General features: G+C 61.7%; 16 protein-coding genes. 4 read left to right on the forward strand and 12 right to left on the reverse strand.

What is annotated here, in order from left to right:
- Positions 1 to 105 precede the first annotated feature (105 nt).
- The 6 genes from CAG25_RS01330 to dadA all read right to left on the reverse strand — a co-directional run bounded on the left by CAG25_RS01330 (position 106) and on the right by dadA (position 6,198).
- Entirely contained in the window at positions 106 to 2,028 is a 1,923-nt protein-coding gene (locus CAG25_RS01330) for an acetyl-CoA hydrolase/transferase C-terminal domain-containing protein (protein WP_085612070.1), read from the reverse strand.
- A gap of 136 nt (positions 2,029 to 2,164) precedes the next feature.
- Complete coding sequence (locus CAG25_RS01335; RefSeq protein ID WP_064600380.1) at positions 2,165 to 2,581, reverse strand: cytochrome c5 family protein; 417 nt, start codon at positions 2,579 to 2,581, stop codon at positions 2,165 to 2,167.
- 181 nt (positions 2,582 to 2,762) lie between these two features.
- Positions 2,763 to 3,311 (reverse strand): cupin domain-containing protein, encoded by a 549-nt coding sequence (locus tag CAG25_RS01340; protein WP_003229444.1) that lies wholly within the window; start codon positions 3,309 to 3,311, stop codon positions 2,763 to 2,765.
- Positions 3,312 to 3,399: 88 nt separating this feature from the next.
- Positions 3,400 to 4,473, reverse strand: coding sequence for an alanine racemase (gene alr / locus CAG25_RS01345; protein WP_085612071.1), 1,074 nt, complete (start codon positions 4,471 to 4,473; stop codon positions 3,400 to 3,402).
- 95 nt (positions 4,474 to 4,568) lie between these two features.
- Positions 4,569 to 4,922, reverse strand: coding sequence for a RidA family protein (locus CAG25_RS01350; RefSeq protein ID WP_039765240.1), 354 nt, complete (start codon positions 4,920 to 4,922; stop codon positions 4,569 to 4,571).
- On the reverse strand, positions 4,894 to 6,198 hold the full coding sequence (dadA, locus tag CAG25_RS01355) for a D-amino acid dehydrogenase (RefSeq protein ID WP_064600388.1): 1,305 nt from the start codon (positions 6,196 to 6,198) through the stop codon (positions 4,894 to 4,896). Before dadA ends, CAG25_RS01350 begins: the two co-directional genes overlap by 29 nt.
- Positions 6,199 to 6,352: 154 nt before the next feature.
- Between dadA and CAG25_RS01360 the strand changes: the two genes are divergently transcribed.
- The gene (locus CAG25_RS01360; RefSeq protein WP_003177284.1) at positions 6,353 to 6,841 is read left to right on the forward strand and encodes an Lrp/AsnC ligand binding domain-containing protein; all 489 of its coding nucleotides are present in this window, start codon (positions 6,353 to 6,355) and stop codon (positions 6,839 to 6,841) included.
- 4 nt (positions 6,842 to 6,845) lie between these two features.
- Here the strand turns inward: CAG25_RS01360 and CAG25_RS01365 are convergent, their stop codons facing one another.
- Positions 6,846 to 7,199 carry a YkgJ family cysteine cluster protein gene (locus tag CAG25_RS01365; protein WP_064600390.1) on the reverse strand — a complete coding sequence of 118 codons (354 nt, stop codon included), beginning with the start codon at positions 7,197 to 7,199 and terminating at the stop codon, positions 6,846 to 6,848.
- 145 nt (positions 7,200 to 7,344) lie between these two features.
- On the opposite strand from CAG25_RS01365, the gene CAG25_RS01370 reads away from it, so the two are divergent.
- A complete protein-coding gene (locus CAG25_RS01370; protein WP_085612072.1) occupies positions 7,345 to 8,655 on the forward strand; it encodes an FAD-binding oxidoreductase in 1,311 nt (436 codons plus the stop codon).
- A 135-nt stretch (positions 8,656 to 8,790) separates the two neighbouring features.
- Here the strand turns inward: CAG25_RS01370 and CAG25_RS01375 are convergent, their stop codons facing one another.
- Complete coding sequence (locus tag CAG25_RS01375) at positions 8,791 to 9,036, reverse strand: DUF1127 domain-containing protein (protein ID WP_039765237.1); 246 nt, start codon at positions 9,034 to 9,036, stop codon at positions 8,791 to 8,793.
- A 179-nt stretch (positions 9,037 to 9,215) separates the two neighbouring features.
- Between CAG25_RS01375 and CAG25_RS01380 the strand changes: the two genes are divergently transcribed.
- On the forward strand, positions 9,216 to 10,643 hold the full coding sequence (locus CAG25_RS01380) for a PLP-dependent aminotransferase family protein (protein ID WP_085612073.1): 1,428 nt from the start codon (positions 9,216 to 9,218) through the stop codon (positions 10,641 to 10,643).
- Between the two features lie 12 nt (positions 10,644 to 10,655).
- On the opposite strand, the gene CAG25_RS01385 is transcribed toward CAG25_RS01380, so the two are convergent.
- The 4 genes from CAG25_RS01385 to CAG25_RS01400 form a co-directional block, all read right to left on the reverse strand.
- A complete protein-coding gene (locus CAG25_RS01385) occupies positions 10,656 to 11,198 on the reverse strand; it encodes a hypothetical protein (protein ID WP_085612074.1) in 543 nt (180 codons plus the stop codon).
- Positions 11,199 to 11,212: 14 nt separating this feature from the next.
- Positions 11,213 to 13,552 carry a fimbria/pilus outer membrane usher protein gene (locus CAG25_RS01390; RefSeq protein ID WP_158090093.1) on the reverse strand — a complete coding sequence of 780 codons (2,340 nt, stop codon included), beginning with the start codon at positions 13,550 to 13,552 and terminating at the stop codon, positions 11,213 to 11,215.
- 83 nt (positions 13,553 to 13,635) lie between these two features.
- Positions 13,636 to 14,343, reverse strand: coding sequence for a fimbria/pilus chaperone family protein (locus tag CAG25_RS01395; protein WP_085612076.1), 708 nt, complete (start codon positions 14,341 to 14,343; stop codon positions 13,636 to 13,638).
- Between the two features lie 129 nt (positions 14,344 to 14,472).
- Positions 14,473 to 15,132: a DUF1120 domain-containing protein gene (locus tag CAG25_RS01400; protein ID WP_085612077.1), complete on the reverse strand. Its 660-nt coding sequence runs from the start codon at positions 15,130 to 15,132 to the stop codon at positions 14,473 to 14,475.
- Between the two features lie 376 nt (positions 15,133 to 15,508).
- Here CAG25_RS01400 and CAG25_RS01405 point away from each other — a divergent pair, with 376 nt between their 5' ends.
- Positions 15,509 to 17,044 (forward strand): phospholipase D family protein, encoded by a 1,536-nt coding sequence (locus CAG25_RS01405; protein WP_139831671.1) that lies wholly within the window; start codon positions 15,509 to 15,511, stop codon positions 17,042 to 17,044.
- The last annotated feature ends 2 nt before the right edge of the window (positions 17,045 to 17,046 follow it).

Raw genomic sequence — 17,046 nt, forward strand, 5'->3', positions numbered from 1 at the left:
GGAGCGGGCTTGCTCGCGAAGGCGTTGTGTCAGTCAACGTATAGGTCGACTGACACGGCGTCTTCGCGAGCAAGCCCGCTCCCACAGTTGGTTTTACGGTGAACATTATTGCGCGGTAGCTTTGAGGCCAGTGAGGAGCAACCGCTGAAACAGGTCTTCCTTAAGACCTTCCGGATCAGTGAGCTGCATGCGCGCCAGATGCTCCGGATACAGCGAAGCCTCAGGCGCATCCAGCGCGGCCTTGCCCAACTCCAGAATCTCCGTCAGCTTGAATTTGCTCTTGAGCCAGTTCAGCGCCCGCAACAGATCCTTTTCGACCTCCGTGAAATCGCAGCCCAGCGGATACTCCGGAAACAGGTTCGGATGCCGTGCGGCAATCGCCTGCAAGCGTTGTGGGGTGTTGTCGGTAAAGCGCGGATCGAGACGAAAGTCCTTTGGCAGCTTGCCGACCTTCTGCGCCTGTTCGATCAGGCCCTGCTGGAAGCGCGAGTCGCTGATGTTCAACAGCGCTTCGATCACCACCGCATCTGACTTGCCGCGCAGATCGGCGATGCCGTACTCGGTGACCACGATGTCGCGCAAGTGCCGCGGAATCGTGCAATGGCCGTACTCCCAGACGATGTTCGAACTGACGTCACCGCCGGATTCGCGCCAGCTGCGCAGCAGCAGAATCGACCGCGCATCGTGCAGCGCATGGCCCTGAGCGACGAAGTTGTATTGCCCGCCGACGCCGCTGAGTACCCGCCCGTCTTCCAGCTGATCCGCCACCCCGGCGCCCAGCAGGGTCATGGTGAACACGGTGTTGATGAACCGCGCATCCAGACGCTGCAGGCGTTTGAGCTCTTCCTGCCCGTACAGCTCGTTGATGTAGCTGATGCGGGTCATGTTGAATTCGAGGCGTTTGCTCAGCGGCAACTCACGCAAGCGTTCATAGAAACTGCGCGGCCCGAGGAAGAATCCGCCGTGGATCGAGATGCCGTCGGTTTGCGCCGCCTCGTCGAGGGTCCCGGCGTTGGCCTGCTCCTGAGTCTGTACATCCGGGTAAACCTTGCGCCGGATGATCCCGGCTTCGGCCAGCACCAGCAGGCCGTTGACGAACATTTCGCTGCAACCGTACAGGCCTTTGGCGAAGGGCTCGATGCCCCCCTCGCGTTCGATCAACTGCGCCCACTGGCTGAGGTTCACATCGGTCAGCAAGTCCTGATATCCGGCGTTGTCGGCCTGACGCGCCAGCAACGCAGCGGTCAGCGCATCGCCCATCGAGCCGATACCGATCTGCAAAGTACCGCCATCGCGCACCAAGGTGCTGGCGTGCAAACCGATGAAATGATCCTGAAAGCCGACAGGCATGTTCGGCGTGGAAAACAGCGTGCTGCTGTCCTTCTCGTCGATCAGCAGGTCGAAGGTATCGATGTCGACTTCGGCGTCGCCCGGCATGTACGGCAACTCGGTGTGCACCTGGCCGACCAGCAGAATGGTCTCCCCCGCCGCCCGGCGTTTGGCGATCATCGGGAACAGGTCGAGAGTGATGTCCGGGTTGCAACTGAGGCTCAGGCGATCCGGGTGTTCGCTGCTGCTGGCGAGCAACTGCGCCACCAGGTTCAGCCCGGCGGCGTTGATGTCGCGGGCGGCGTGGCTGTAGTTGCTGCTGACGTAATCCTGCTGGGCCGGCGCGCTGTTGAGCAGGCTACCGGGCTGCATGAAGAATTGCTCGATGCGGATGTTGGACGGCAGGCTGTCGCGGTGCAGGTCGGCGAGGAATTCCAGCTCCGGGTAATCGCCGAACACCCGCTCGACGAAGGGTTCGATGAAGCGCTTCTGCAAACCATCGCCCAGGGTCGGACGGCCAAGGCACAAGGCGGTGTAGATCGTCAGCTGACGTTCGGGCAATCCGGCAATCCGCCGGTACAGCGCGTTGACGAAGGGATTGGGTTTGCCCAGGCCCAGCGGCAGGCCCATGTGGATGTGCGCCGGCAACCGCGCCAGCACGTCGTCCACCGCCTGTTCGATCGAACACAACTGCACCATCTGAAGCCTCCTGCCCGTTCCGTGAATAGAGGTACGACCGAGATTGCCGGTTGTTTGCTGCAAAGAACAGCCTCAGGCCTGAATCGCGGGCACAAAAAAACCGTCCGGAGACGGTTTTTTTCGTCAGAAGCGCGGCTTATTTCAGGCCGGACATCTTCTGGATCGCGCCCTTGAGCTCTTCATCGGAGCAGTCGGCGCAGGTGCCTTTTGGCGGCATCGAGTTGATGCCGGTGATGGCCTTGGCCAGGATGCCGTCGAGGCCGCCCTGGTGATCGGCGCGCTCTTTCCAGGCTGCGGCGTCACCGATTTTCGGGGCGCCCAGCAGACCGGAGCCGTGGCAAGCGTTGCAATGTTTGGCAATCACTTCGTCCGGCGTCTTGGCGCCGCCACCGCCGCCTGCCGAAGCAGCGACTTCCATCCCCTTGCACTCTTGCCCTTGAACACACACCTGGCCGACCGGCTCAAGGCGTTTGGCAATGTCGTCATTCGTCGCAGCTTGAGCGCTGACAGCCCAGAGGGCCAGTACGGTTGCTGGTGCAGCCAGCATTTTCATAATTAGGTTCACGCGTTCACCCTCAATGGTGGCTATTCACGCCTGCGGCCACGGTTCGCAGGCGGGCGCAAGTATAGCGGTTAGCCCGCTTCACTGAAACAACCCCAAAGTCGAAGGGGTTATATCGCGCTGTGGAAAAACGTTTCGGGTGCCTTTGCCGTATGGCCTGGCGCCTCTTGGTTTAAAAATTCGCCGGCGTGGCTGCGCTGATTAGTCGCGCCGGTGCATCGAACGGGTTACGGAAACGATGCGGCTTGGTACTTTCAAAGTAGTAGCTGTCGCCGGCTTCGAGGATAAAAGTTTCAAGGCCTACCACCAGTTCCAGGCGCCCTTCCACCAGAATCCCGGTTTCCTCGCCTTCGTGGGTCAGCATTTCTTCGCCGGTGTCGGCGCCCGGCGGGTAGATTTCATTGAGGAACGCGATGGCCCGACTCGGGTGCGCGCGGCCGACCAGTTTCATGGTCACGGCGCCGTCGGAAATGTCGATCAGCTCGTTGGCCTTGTAGACGATCTGGGTCGGTTTTTCCTGCAGGATCTCTTCGGAAAAGAACTCGACCATGGACATGGGAATCCCGCCCAGAACCTTCCTCAGCGAACTGATCGAAGGACTGACGCTGTTCTTTTCGATCATCGAAATGGTGCTGTTGGTGACGCCCGCGCGCTTGGCGAGTTCACGCTGGGAAAGCCCTTTGAGCTTGCGGATCGATTGCAGTCGTTCACCGACGTCCAAGGCTGGAGCCTCCTGATGTTGTAGAAATATTGAGCGTTATCATGGCGACAGCGTTCAGTATTTACAACACTTGGGCCCCGCTAGCGCTTCAACCCTCGGAATAGAGCCTTGGCACCCGGCGCAGATTGCAGAAGATCTGGTACGGAATGGTGTCCGCCCACTTCGCCACATCGCTGGCGAGGATGTTTTTGCCCCACAACTCGACGGTCGAACCGAGGCCGGCTTGCGGCACGTCAGTCAGGTCGATGCACAGCATGTCCATCGACACCCGCCCAAGAATGCGGCTGCGCTGGCCGGCCACCAGCACCGGGGTGCCGGTCGGCGCCTGACGCGGATAACCGTCGGCGTAACCCATGGCGACCACGCCGATGCGCATCGGTTTGTCGGTGATGAACTTCGCGCCGTAACCCACCGGTTCGCCGGCCGGCAGTTCGCGCACGCTGATAACTTTCGATTCCAGCGTCATCACCGGCTGCAGGCGCTCGGCCACGGCGTTGGCTTCTTCGAACGGGGTGGCGCCGTAGAGCATGATGCCCGGGCGCACCCAGTCGCTGTGAATCTGCGGCCAGCCCAGCACCGCCGGCGAGTTGCGCAGGCTGACTTCGGCCGCCAGGCCCTGACGCGCGGCTTCGAACACCGCGACCTGATCGGCGCTGCTCTGCTCGTGCAGTTCATCGGCCCGGGCGAAGTGGCTCATCAGCACGACTTTGGCCACTTTGCCGCTGGCCAGCAAACGTTGGTAAGCCGCCGGGTAATCCTTGGGATGCAGGCCCACGCGGTGCATGCCCGAATCGAGCTTCAGCCACACGGTGATCGGCTTGCTCAACGCCGCCTGCTCGATCGCTTCGAGCTGCCACAGCGAATGCACCACGCACCAGAAATCGTGCTCGACGATCAGCGCCAGCTCATCGGCCTCGAAAAAACCTTCAAGCAGCAGCACTGGCGCGCGAATCCCGGCGGCACGCAGCTCCAGGGCTTCTTCGATGCACGCCACCGCGAAGCCGTCCGCTTCAGCCTCCAGCGCCTGGGCGCAACGCACCGCGCCATGGCCGTAGGCATCGGCCTTGATCACCGCCAGTGCCTTGGCACCGGTGACTTCACGGGCGATACGGTAGTTGTGACGCAGGGCTTGAAGGTCGATCAGGGCACGGGCAGGACGCATGGCAGCAGACTTCTTGGCGGTCATGGGAATAAAAACCGGCGCTGGCTGACGGCGTGAACCGCCAACAGCACCGGGAGAGGGATCTTTACAACGGGTTACGGCAACGCGGCGACGATAGAGATCTCGACCAGGATGCTCGGCTTGGCCATCTTCGCTTCGACGGTGGCGCGGGCCGGGGCGGCGCCTTTGGGCAGCCACTGATCCCACACCGAATTCATGCCGGCAAAGTGCGCCTCGATGTCGTTCAGGTAGATCGTCGCCGACAGCAGATGCTGCTTGTCGGTGCCGGCCAGATCGAGCAGGCGCTCGATGTTGGCGAGTACGTCGCGGGTCTGCTGTTCGACACCGGCGTTGAAGTCATCGCCGACCTGCCCGGACAGATACACCGTACCGTTGTGGCTGACGATCTGACTCATGCGCTCATTGGTGAGCTGGCGCTGGATTGCCATGCTTTGCGGACTCCTGGGTGGTGTTGCCATAACGGGAAATATCGAGACCTTCGGCGCTGATCTGCGGCTTTTTCTTCGCCATCAGGTCGGCCAGCAAGCGACCGGAGCCGCACGCCATGGTCCAGCCGAGAGTGCCGTGACCGGTGTTCAGGAACAGGTTCTTGAACGGGGTGGCGCCGACGATCGGCGTGCCATCCGGGGTGGTTGGACGCAGGCCGGTCCAGAAGCTCGCTTCGGCCAGATTGCCGCCCTGAGGATAAAGGTCGTTGACGATCATCTCCAGGGTTTCGCGCCGACGCGGGTTGAGCGACAGGTCAAAACCCGCGATCTCCGCCATGCCGCCGACGCGGATGCGGTTGTCGAAACGGGTGATCGCGACCTTGTAGGTCTCGTCGAGAATGGTCGAGGTCGGAGCCATGGCCGGGTTGGTGATCGGCACAGTCAGCGAGTAGCCCTTCAACGGATACACCGGGGCCTTGATGCCCAGCGGCTTGAGCAGTTGCGGCGAGTAGCTGCCGAGGGCCAGCACGTAGCGGTCGGCGGTTTCCAGCTTGCCGTCGATCCATACGCCGTTGATGCGGTCACCGGCGAAGTCGAGGCGCTGGATGTCCTGGCCGAAGCGGAATTCCACACCGAGCTTGGTAGCCATTTCGGCGAGGCGGGTGGTGAAGATCTGGCAGTCGCCGGTCTGGTCGTTCGGCAGGCGCAGGGCACCGGCGAGGATGTCGGTGACACCCGCCAGCGCCGGTTCGACGCGGGCAATGCCGTCGCGGTCGAGCACTTCGAACGGTACGCCGGATTCTTTCAGTACGGCGATGTCTTTGGCGGCGTTATCCAGTTGTGCCTGGGTGCGGAACAACTGGGTGGTGCCGAGGCTGCGGCCTTCGTAGGCGATGCCGGTCTCGGCGCGCAATTCGTCGAGGCAGTCGCGGCTGTACTCGGACAGACGCACCATGCGCTCCTTGTTCACCGCGTAACGGTTGGCGGTGCAGTTGCGCAGCATCTGCGCCATCCACAGGTACTGGTCGATGTCGGCGGTGGCCTTGATCGCCAGCGGCGCGTGGCGTTGCAGCAGCCACTTGATGGCTTTGAGGGGTACGCCCGGCGCAGCCCACGGCGAGGCGTAGCCTGGCGAGACCTGGCCGGCGTTGGCGAAACTGGTCTCCATGGCCGCAGCGGGCTGCCGGTCGACCACCACCACTTCAAACCCGGCACGGGCCAGATAGTAAGCACTGGCGGTACCGATGACGCCGCTACCCAAGACCATAACGCGCATTTTGTATCCCTCATCGCGGCGTGCCGCGTACGTCTGTTGTTAGAGCAATGATGCGCGCAGTGTAAAAAAGATTTGCCAGTGCTTTTCACTGTATAAGCGCCTATATTTGGCGACAATTCTCGGCAAAAACCCTTTTCACGGAGGCGCATCCCCTATGCGTACCAACACTCAGACCAAACGTGAGCTGGACAAGATCGACCGCAACATCTTGCGGATCCTGCAGGCGGACGGGCGTATTTCATTCACCGAACTGGGCGAAAAGGTCGGGCTCTCCACCACGCCGTGCACCGAGCGGGTGCGGCGCCTGGAGCGCGAGGGGATCATCATGGGCTACAACGCCCGCCTGAATCCGCAGCACTTGAAGGGTAGTCTGCTGGTTTTCGTCGAGATCAGTCTCGACTACAAATCCGGCGATACTTTCGAAGAGTTCCGACGTGCGGTGCTGAAATTGCCCCACGTGCTCGAATGCCACCTGGTGTCAGGGGATTTCGACTATCTGGTGAAGGCGCGGATTTCCGAGATGGCTTCGTACCGCAAATTGCTGGGCGACATCCTGCTCAAGTTGCCGCACGTGCGCGAATCCAAGAGCTACATCGTCATGGAAGAAGTAAAGGAGAGCCTGAGCCTGCCGATTCCGGACTGATCGCTCAAACCAGCACTTGCCGATTTTCGGCCATGTACTCGAACACTTGCTTCTCGACCCGCGGGTGAATCAGCTCCACCGGTCGTCGGCCGTTGGGGCACGGCAAGGTCTGCGTCGTACCGAACAACCGGCAAATCAGCGGCCGCTCGTCATACACCGTGCAGCCATTTGGCCCCAGATGCACACAGTTGAGTTCTTCCATGGCCGCATCCTGCTCGGCGCGGGTCTTGCGCGGCAGGCGGGACATTTCCTCGGGCGAAGTGGTCACCGGCCCGCAGCAGTCATGACAGCCCGGCACGCACTCGAACGTGGGAATCTGCTGACGCAGGGCGCGGATTTTCTGACTGTTGCAGCTCATTGCAGCGGTAACCGGAGCGGAATAGGCGGCAATTGTGCCGCAAAAGCCGTGATCCAGACACCACGGGCCGACCAATGTTGCCCGTCCTCGGGCCTGCGGCTTATGCTCCGTCAAATTTTCTCGACACCCGCTCAGGATGACGCCCATGAATGCCCGCGCCCACGCCTCCGCGAGCCAACCCCACGTTGCCTCTTATTACGCCGCCAGCAGCCTGCCGCACCCCGACCATCCGGTGCTGCAAGGTGAACTGATCGCGGACGTGTGCGTGGTCGGTGGCGGCTTCTCCGGGCTGAACACGGCGCTGGAATTGGCTGAACGGGGTTTGAGCGTCGTGTTGCTGGAGGCGAACCGGATCGGCTGGGGCGCCAGCGGTCGCAACGGCGGGCAACTGATTCGCGGGGTCGGTCACGGCCTCGATCAATTCGCCAACGTGATCGGCACCGACGGCGTACGTCAGATGAAACTCATGGGCCTGGAAGCGGTGGAAATCGTCCGCCAGCGCGTCGAAAAATTTCAGATCCCCTGCGACCTGACCTGGGGTTACTGCGACCTCGCCAACAAACCTTCCGACCTTGAAGGTTTTGCCGAAGACGCCGAAGAGCTGCGCAGCCTCGGTTACCGCTACGAAACCCGCCTGCTGCAAGCGAACGAAATGCACACCGTGGTCGGCTCCAAACGCTACGTCGGCGGCCTGATCGACATGGGCTCCGGGCATCTGCACCCACTGAACCTGGCACTCGGCGAAGCCGCAGCAGCGCAGCAACTGGGGGTGAAGCTGTTCGAACAATCGGCGGTCACCCGCATCGACTACGGCCCTGAAGTCCGGGTGCACACCGCACAAGGTTCGGTGCGCGCGAAAACCCTGGTGCTCGGCTGCAACGCCTATCTCAATGACCTCAATCCGCAACTCAGCGGCAAGGTGCTGCCGGCCGGCAGCTACATCATTGCCACCGAACCGCTGAGCGAAGAACAGGCTCACGACCTGTTGCCACAGAACATGGCGGTCTGCGACCAGCGGGTGGCGCTGGATTACTATCGGCTCTCGGCGGACCGGCGCCTGCTGTTCGGCGGCGCCTGCCATTACTCGGGGCGCGATCCGAAGGACATCGGCGCGTACATGCGGCCCAAAATGCTGGAAGTGTTTCCGCAACTGGCCTCGGTAAATATTGATTATCAGTGGGGCGGGATGATCGGCATCGGCGCTAACCGTCTGCCGCAGATTGGCCGGCTCGCGGAGCAGCCGAACGTGTATTACGCCCAGGCCTATTCCGGCCATGGCGTGAATGCCACGCATTTGGCGGGCAAGCTACTGGCCGAAGCCATCAGCGGACAGCACAGCGGCGGTTTCGACCTGTTCGCCAAAGTGCCACACATCACCTTCCCCGGCGGCAAACATCTGCGTTCGCCGCTGCTGGCGTTGGGGATGTTGTGGCATCGGCTCAAAGAGTTGGTCTGATGTTTTTGTTGAGGCTCTGAATACGCCTTCGCGAGCAAGCCCGCTCCCACAGGTGACCGCGCTTCGACTGGAGAACACGGTCGAATTCGGGAGCGAGCTTGCTCGCGAAGGGGGCCGAAACAGGCATCGAAGATTTCAGATCCGCCAGAACGGCTTCAATCCCTCCTCCAGCGCCTGCTCCCGGGTCAGCCCGATGTCCTTGAGCTGTTCCGGCGTCAGGCGCAGCAACGCCTTGCGCGTGTGCAGACGATGCCAGAACAGGTCCCAGCGACTCAGGCCGGACGGTGCGTTGCACATGCTCTCGTTGCGCGCATTGTCCTGTTGCCCTGCCTCCAGTTCCTGACTGTGTAACGTCAGCCGCACATCGCTCAAGCCGTTCATTTTGATTGCTCCTGTTTACTTGGGTAGCCAGAGATTCCATGATGCGCGGGCGGGCAAAAGCATTACAGATTCAACAGATCTGTATTAATTCCATACAGATTGATCGTCTCAAGCTCTGAATTGTCGATTTTTGCCGCATCTGTACCGGTTTACCGAATCACCTGCACCGAGGCAGTGTCATGACCCTGTATGTAAACCTCGCCGAACTGCTCGGCACGCGCATCGAACAAGGCTTCTACCGCCCCGGCGACCGACTGCCGTCGGTGCGCGCCCTGAGCGTCGAACACGGGGTCAGCCTGAGCACGGTGCAGCAGGCCTATCGCATGCTGGAAGACAGCGGCCTGGCCACGCCGAAACCCAAGTCCGGGTACTTCGTGCCGGTCGGTCGCGAGTTGCCAGAACTGCCGGCGGTGGGGCGTCCGGCGCAGCGGCCGGTGGAAATTTCCCAGTGGGATCAGGTGCTGGAACTGATTCGCGCCGTGCCGCGCAAGGACGTGGTGCAGCTGGGTCGCGGCATGCCGGACATCTCGTCGCCGACGATGAAACCGCTGCTGCGCGGACTGGCCCGTATCAGCCGCCGTCAGGACATGCCCGGTCTGTATTACGACAACATCCACGGCACTCTCGAATTGCGTGAACAGATTGCCCGGCTGATGCTCGATTCCGGCTGCCAGTTGAGCGCCAGCGATCTGGTGGTCACCACTGGTTGCCACGAAGCGCTATCCACCAGCATCCACGCGATCTGCGAGCCCGGCGACATCGTCGCGGTGGATTCGCCGAGCTTCCACGGCGCCATGCAGACCCTAAAAGGCCTGGGCATGAAAGCCCTGGAAATCCCCACCGACCCGCTCACTGGCATCAGCCTCGAAGCGCTGGAACTGGCGCTGGAACAATGGCCGATCAAGGTCATCCAGCTCACGCCCAACTGCAACAACCCGCTCGGCTACATCATGCCGGAGTCGCGCAAACGTGCCCTGCTAAACCTGGCCCAGCGCTTCGACGTGGCGATCATCGAAGACGATGTGTATGGCGAACTGGCCTACACCTACCCACGCCCGCGCACGATCAAGTCCTTCGACGAAGACGGCCGTGTGCTGCTCTGCAGTTCGTTCTCCAAGACCCTGGCGCCGGGCCTGCGCATTGGCTGGGTCGCGCCCGGCCGCTATCTCGAGCGGGTGCTGCACATGAAATACATCAGCACTGGCTCCACGGCACCGCAACCGCAGATCGCCATCGCCGAATTTCTCAAGGCCGGGCACTTCGAACCGCATTTGCGGCGGATGCGCACGCAATACCAGCGCAATCGCGACGTGATGATCGATTGGGTGACGCGCTACTTCCCGGCCGGCACCCGCGCCAGCCGCCCGCAGGGCAGCTTCATGCTCTGGGTCGAACTGCCGGAAGGTTTCGATACGCTGAAACTGAATCGTGCGCTGCACGATCAGGGCGTACAGATTGCCGTCGGCAGCATCTTTTCCGCCTCGGGCAAATATCGCAATTGCCTGCGCATGAACTACGCGGCCAAACCGACGCCGCTGATCGAAGAAGCAGTGCGCAAGGTCGGCGCGGCCGCCATCAAGCTGCTGGCTGAAAGTGACAACTGCTGACGCGGAGGTGCTTTAGCGCAGACGCAATCCCAGATCAGTCTCGAAGCGGGTCAGGTCACTGACCCGGCTCGCCGCAGATGGAATCCGCGCGTCCAGTTCCAGCTCGACCTCCATGCCCTGCCCCTCTATCCCGACTCCGGCGAGCGCAGGTATCAGTCTGGAACCAGGACGCAGGACATCAGCGTCCGGCCCGTCTACCAGCCCCTCGCTGAGCCACTGCGCCGGTTTGCCGTCGACCCGCACACTCATCACACGCACCTTGAGCGTACCGGCGCCGAAACGGTAAAGCCCGGCAGCCGCGGCGGGCCCGACCAGTTCCAGTCGCAACGGGCCTGACCGGCTGCATTGGACGGAGGCCTGAGCGCGACGAAGACCGAAACTCAACGGATCACCCTGGACAGACTGCGCCAGTAATTGCCCGCGCGTCGTGGTCCCGAAGTCGATGACGACCGGGCCAAGTCTGACGGTGCAATCGGGGTTCGCCTCTACCCGGGCCATGGCTGTCAAAGTGCCCGCCAGCAGTACGCATGTAGCGCCGTTCTTCAATCCTTGCATGATGTTTTCCTTTTTCAGGCAATCCGGCAGATAGCCGATGCAGTTTCATACAGTGCGTCGGCGTCAGGCTCCAGGCTCAGGGCGAACTCCAGGCGACAACGCTGACCATCCGGCAACAGCACGTGCAATTGAAGGCCTGGCTGCAAGTCGGACAGGAAAATCCGCCCGGCCTCCAGCACGCTGGTGACGTACTGTCCCTGCCCGTCAAACACGCCGACACCCTTGTAGACAAAATCGTCATCCGGCATGCGCGCCTGCAACAGCACGCGCCGTGCGGTCACCATCTCGAACGCCAGGTGCGGCACCGCGCCACGTCCGGCCTCGACCTCCTGATAAGCGTTGTGCACATCGACATTGCGCCGCAGGCTGGCCGTATCGAGTTCGACCCGTGCCTTGCTGTACGCCGGCAGACTGGCCGCCACGGCGTGTCCGGAGCCATCGGTCCAGACCGGACCGCGCGGGGTATTCAATTTGACGCCAGCACTGTCACCGGCCTTGAGCAAGGCGAAGGTTTCGCGCAGCGGATAGGGCGACAGGGTCACGCCGCCACCGTGCACCAGTGCACCGCCACGCAGGCCGATGTCATAGCTCTGGTCGCCGGCACCGCTGCGGGCATAGCCCATGTCCATCTGACTGTAGCGGGGCAACAGATTGACCCGCCCGTTGAACCCGGCACGGCCGTCATCCGGTCGCTCGGCGCCGATGCTGTAAGCCAGGGTATCGCTCAGTTGTTCGTTGAACCGCAGACCACTGCGGGTACCGCTCACGTCGTCGCTGCGCACATAGCCGTGCACGGTCCGGCGCTTGCCCAGCGGCAAACTGACGCTCAGATAGGCCGCTGTGCCGCGGGCATCGTCCGTGGCCCCCGCGACAGCGCGCTCAACCGTCAATGTCACGTTGGCCCGGCGAATGCTCTGCGACCAGGCCAAGGCAACTCTTGAGTTGGCCGTCCCGTCAAACATGGAAAACCGCGAATAGCTGCCGGAAAACCCACCGAACATCGGGCTGCTGGTGCTGAGGTTGGCCGTCAGTTGATTGCGCATCCGCTGGAACGGTCGATCATTGCGCGCATCCCAGGTGGTATCCGAGAGTGTGCGAAAACCCTGGGTCTGCTGGGTCAGCGCGACACTTGCCGATAACCTTTCACTCAACAAACCGCTCGCGGTCCACTGCAACTGCGTGCCGGTCAGTGCCTGGTCCTGCGCCCGGGAAAGCACCTGACGACCACTGACTACCAGGCGATCGCCAACGCCGCCCTGCAGTGCCCAACCGAGCGACTGATAGCCGCTGCCGAGCATCGCACCGGCCGTGGCCTGCCAGCGTGGGCTCAGTGGCCAGTCCTTGCTGGCTGCCGCAAACGCCGGAGCATCGCGCTCATCACCGGCATAGCGTCGTACCTGACCGACCGCCAGCCCATAACCTGGCGCCCGGCCCGTCATCCCACCCCGCAATTGTGTCGCCGGCACAATAAAACGCCGTTGCTGCCCGTCTTCCTCGTGGACCGTCACCTCCAGATCCACGCTCTGACTGAGCAGCGGCAAACCCACCAGCGTGAACGGACCACTGGGCACCACCGTGGTGTAGATCAGCGCACCGTTCTGGGTGACTTCGATCCGGGCCGCGGAATAGGCAATCCCTTCGACCCGCGCACCCGAACTGTCTTCGTCCAGCGCCATCAAGGCGAGCTCCGGCTGCACCTGAAAGCCATTAAAAGCCTCACCGGAAAACAGTGGCGATACCAGGTTCAACTGACCCAGTTGCAAGTTGGCCTGATAGTGTTCCGAAGTGTGCGAAGCGTAGGTATACAGGTGCTCGATACGCTCCTGACCGGCAAACTCGCTGTACACCTGACGACTGCGAAACAACCAGTCCGCCGCATTCAAGCCCAGCTCGGCGTTCAGGCTACGGTACTGCGAAGACTGTCTGGCGTAACGGCTGCCAAGCAGCAAGGCGTCGTAGTTGAACAGGCCCGCCGTACCACCGTTGACGAAGCTGCGGCGAGCCGGACGCTCGGGCAACAGTTTATCGGTGGGCATCAACAACGCGACGTGCTCCTGCGACGGATCGGCCTGCACCACTGCGTCCGGAAAATACCGGGCAAACAGCTCGCACCCCGTTTCACCCGTCGACTCGACGTGATCCGTCGCCCTGATGCCACCCCGCTCCAGAAGTGACGGCGCGAAACACAACTCGCCCTCGGCATCGAACGCGACCTGTACCCGCCCCTTGGGGACGCCGTTGACCGAGAGTGTTACGGCCTGCACGCCCTCGCGAAAGCGCGGTGCCTGGCTGAAATACTCGGCCAGGCGCGGATCCAGTCCACGTGATTTCAGTACATCCTCATTGAACTGCACCCCCCCAAGCTCTGCGCTTTCGGCGCTATGAACGAAACTCAAAACCACCATCAACACAGCGTCGGCATAACCACGCCAATGCATCAGTCCGTCACCAACGGAGCGTCAAAGTGCGCGATGGCGAAACCATAGGTGGTGACCGGGAACAGCCGCACCTGAGTTGGCGAATGGCTCGGCTCAGCCGTCCCGCTCAAGGTCAGTTGCTCACCGGGCAGTACATAGGTGCGACCCAGATCCATTTCCTTTTTGCCTGGCAACAAAGTCACCGAATGCCCCAGCCGCACAACATACGGACTGGGGTTGAGAACTTGTACTTCAGCGCCCTTTCGCGACCAGACCAGATGCTTCCATGGCTCTCGGTCGACCGGCAGGCTCGCCGGGCGCAGGATCGCTGGAATGTTTTGCCTCACGCTCAGACTGACCTGGGCTTTACTCGAGGAGTCCTGCGGTGCGATGCCCTCGAACACCACACGCTTGAGGCGCTCGGTCTTCAAAGGTTCGGCGCTGCGAAGGATGAAGCGCACACGCTGCGTGGTGCCGGGTTCGACCCGGGCGACCGGGGGCGTCAGCAGCAACAATGACTCGGTGTCCTGCGGTACGTCTTCAATGGACGTGTGCAGCAGTGCTGGATGCGGCTCGCTATTGAACACGTTGATGCCCGCTTCCCCAACGCCTTCGTCCAGCACCACGACAGGGGTCTCGGGAACCATTCCCGCTGCGTGGATCGGCTTTGGCACCCACAAAGAAACCAGCAACACGCTGGCGATGGCATTTCGCACAATGGCGTTCATGGAATTTTCCACAGGCAAGCACGCAACCGGCATCCATGCCGGGCTACGGACCAACCGATCGGGTTGATTGGAAAGGACAGGCCTCGGAAGCGACCGAAGCCTGTCGATGGTTGCGCGTTGCGCGCCCTGTCAGAGGTAGAGCAGCTCGAAAGTCGCCGAGCCTCTGAGCGCGATTTCAGAAGTGATCGGAAGGTTCGACGCCGGCCCGATCACCGGCACCAGCGTCATGGGAAAAGTGTGCACCACCCCTGGCAATGGACCTGCAGCCAGGCTGCGCCCCCAGGAATAGCGAAGATTGCCTTCGTAGTTTTTCCCGACCAGCGTGGCAGGCGCCGGGATATCCCAATTGGCGTTTGCACCCTGTTTGTACATCACGATAGAGGTCTGGCCATCGACGGTCGGCGTGCCGAATCGCAGGCCATACCCACCGATCTTGGTACCCGCCACCTCACCTATCCCGTAGATGTACATGGCCCAATCCGAGCCGTCGACGACGATACCAGGCAATTGAGTATGGGCCTGATTGTCATGCACCTTGATGGCCATGGGTGCGGACGCCGAACAACTGACACTCAGGGTGACGTTGTGGTTGGTCAGTTCGGTCTGACTGTCCCGGTTCAGTGCGGCGGCGGAAATATTGCCCAGATCCACCGTGTTGCCGCCGGCGAAGGCCGGCGTACACGAAGTCGGGATGATAGTACCGGTGATCGTCAGATCCGCACCGTCGGCCATGGCCAATGCCGGGCACAGGGCGCTTGCGACAGCTATCGCACGAAAGGTCTTGCGCATGAAAATTCTCACTCCATAAGAATCAAAAAATTACAGCCAGCTGCGCCTTTTCTGAGTGAAAAACAGAAATGTCCTTCCTCAAAATCAGCACGGCGATTATTCCGATTGCGCCATGGGAGTGATGTAAGGCGAGGGCTTAATCGGCACCGGAAAAATCGCTGCAAGGTGTAGCTGATGTGAGCCGGAAAAATCGTCAATTCGTTTAAGAACTCTCGCTTTCCCGACAGTCATAAGCTACAAGCCGCTCTGGTCCAGGGCTCGGATTGACTGACCGTCGAACGGATAACACGCTGCGTGCGCCGTGCCATACTCCTGACCTCGCCCACACCCGGAACGATCCGACTTGAGCTCAAGACATTCCCTGCCATTTGCACTGATGTTCGTCCTGCTGCTCGCCGGGTGCGCCTCACTGGATGTTCCACGAGAACCCAGCCAGACCCTGCCAGCCAACGGATCGGCATTCGGCCGTTCGATCCAGGCCCAGGCGGCGCCCTACAAGGGCCAGTCCGGTTTTCGCCTGCTGTCCAACAGTACCGAAGCCTTTACCGCCCGCGCCGAGCTGATCCGCAACGCCCAAAGCAGCCTCGATTTGCAGTACTACATCGTCCATGACGGCATCAGCACCCGAATGCTGGTGGAAGAATTGTTGAAGGCTGCCGACCGTGGCGTGCGGGTGCGGATCCTGCTGGACGACACCACCAGCGACGGTCTCGACCTCATCATCGCCACCCTCGCGGCGCATCCACAGATCCAGATCCGTCTGTTCAATCCGCTGCACCTGGGGCGCAGCACCGGTGTGACCCGTGCGGCCGGGCGGCTGTTCAACCTGTCGCTGCAACATCGGCGCATGCACAACAAGTTGTGGCTGGCGGACAACAGTGTGGCGATCGTCGGCGGGCGCAATCTGGGCGATGAATACTTCGATGCCGAGCCCAACCTGAACTTCACCGACATCGACATGCTCAGTGTCGGGCCGGTCGCCGAACAGCTCGGGCACAGTTTCGACCAGTACTGGAACAGTGCCCTGAGCAAGCCGATCGACGAATTCCTTTCCAGCAAACCCACGGCCAAAGACCTGCAGAACACCCGCACGCGCCTGGAAGAATCCCTGGAAGAGACCCGCAAACAGAATCACGCGCTGTATCAGCAGTTGATGACTTACCGCACCGCTCCGCGCATGGACGTCTGGCGCCGGGAGCTGATCTGGGCCTGGAATCAGGCGTTGTGGGATGCGCCGAGCAAGGTGCTGGCCAAGGGCGAACCCGACCCGCAGCTGCTGCTGACCACACAACTGGCGCCGGAGCTGACCGGTGTCAGCAAAGAACTGGTGATGATTTCTGCCTATTTCGTGCCGGGACAACCGGGGCTGGTCTACCTGACCGGCCGCGCCGATGCGGGCGTGTCGGTAAGCCTGCTGACCAACTCGCTGGAAGCCACCGACGTGCCGGCGGTGCACGGCGGTTATGCGCCGTATCGCAAGGCGTTGCTGGAACATGGCGTGAAGCTGTTTGAGCTGCGGCGCCAGCCTGGGGATAACGACGGCAGTGGCCCGCACCTGTTTTACAGCAAGTCCTATCGCGGCTCGGATTCGAGCCTGCACAGCAAGGCGATGATCTTCGACGGCAAAAAATCGTTCATCGGCTCGTTCAATTTCGACCCGCGCTCGGTGCTGTGGAACACCGAAGTCGGGGTGCTGGTGGACAGCCCCGAACTGGCGGCGCACGTGCGCGAACTGGCCTTGCAAGGCATGGCGCCGGCGCTCAGCTACGAAGCGAAACTGCAGGACGGAAAAGTGGTGTGGGTCACCGAGGACAATGGCCAGATGCACACGCTGACCAAGGAGCCCGGCAACTGGTGGCGGCGCTTCAATGCGTGGTTCAGCACCACCGTGGGACTGGAGCGGATGCTGTAGCA

Source organism: Pseudomonas sp. B16(2017) (genome assembly GCF_002113205.1).
Classification (GTDB): Bacteria; Pseudomonadota; Gammaproteobacteria; order Pseudomonadales; family Pseudomonadaceae; genus Aquipseudomonas; species Aquipseudomonas pharyngis.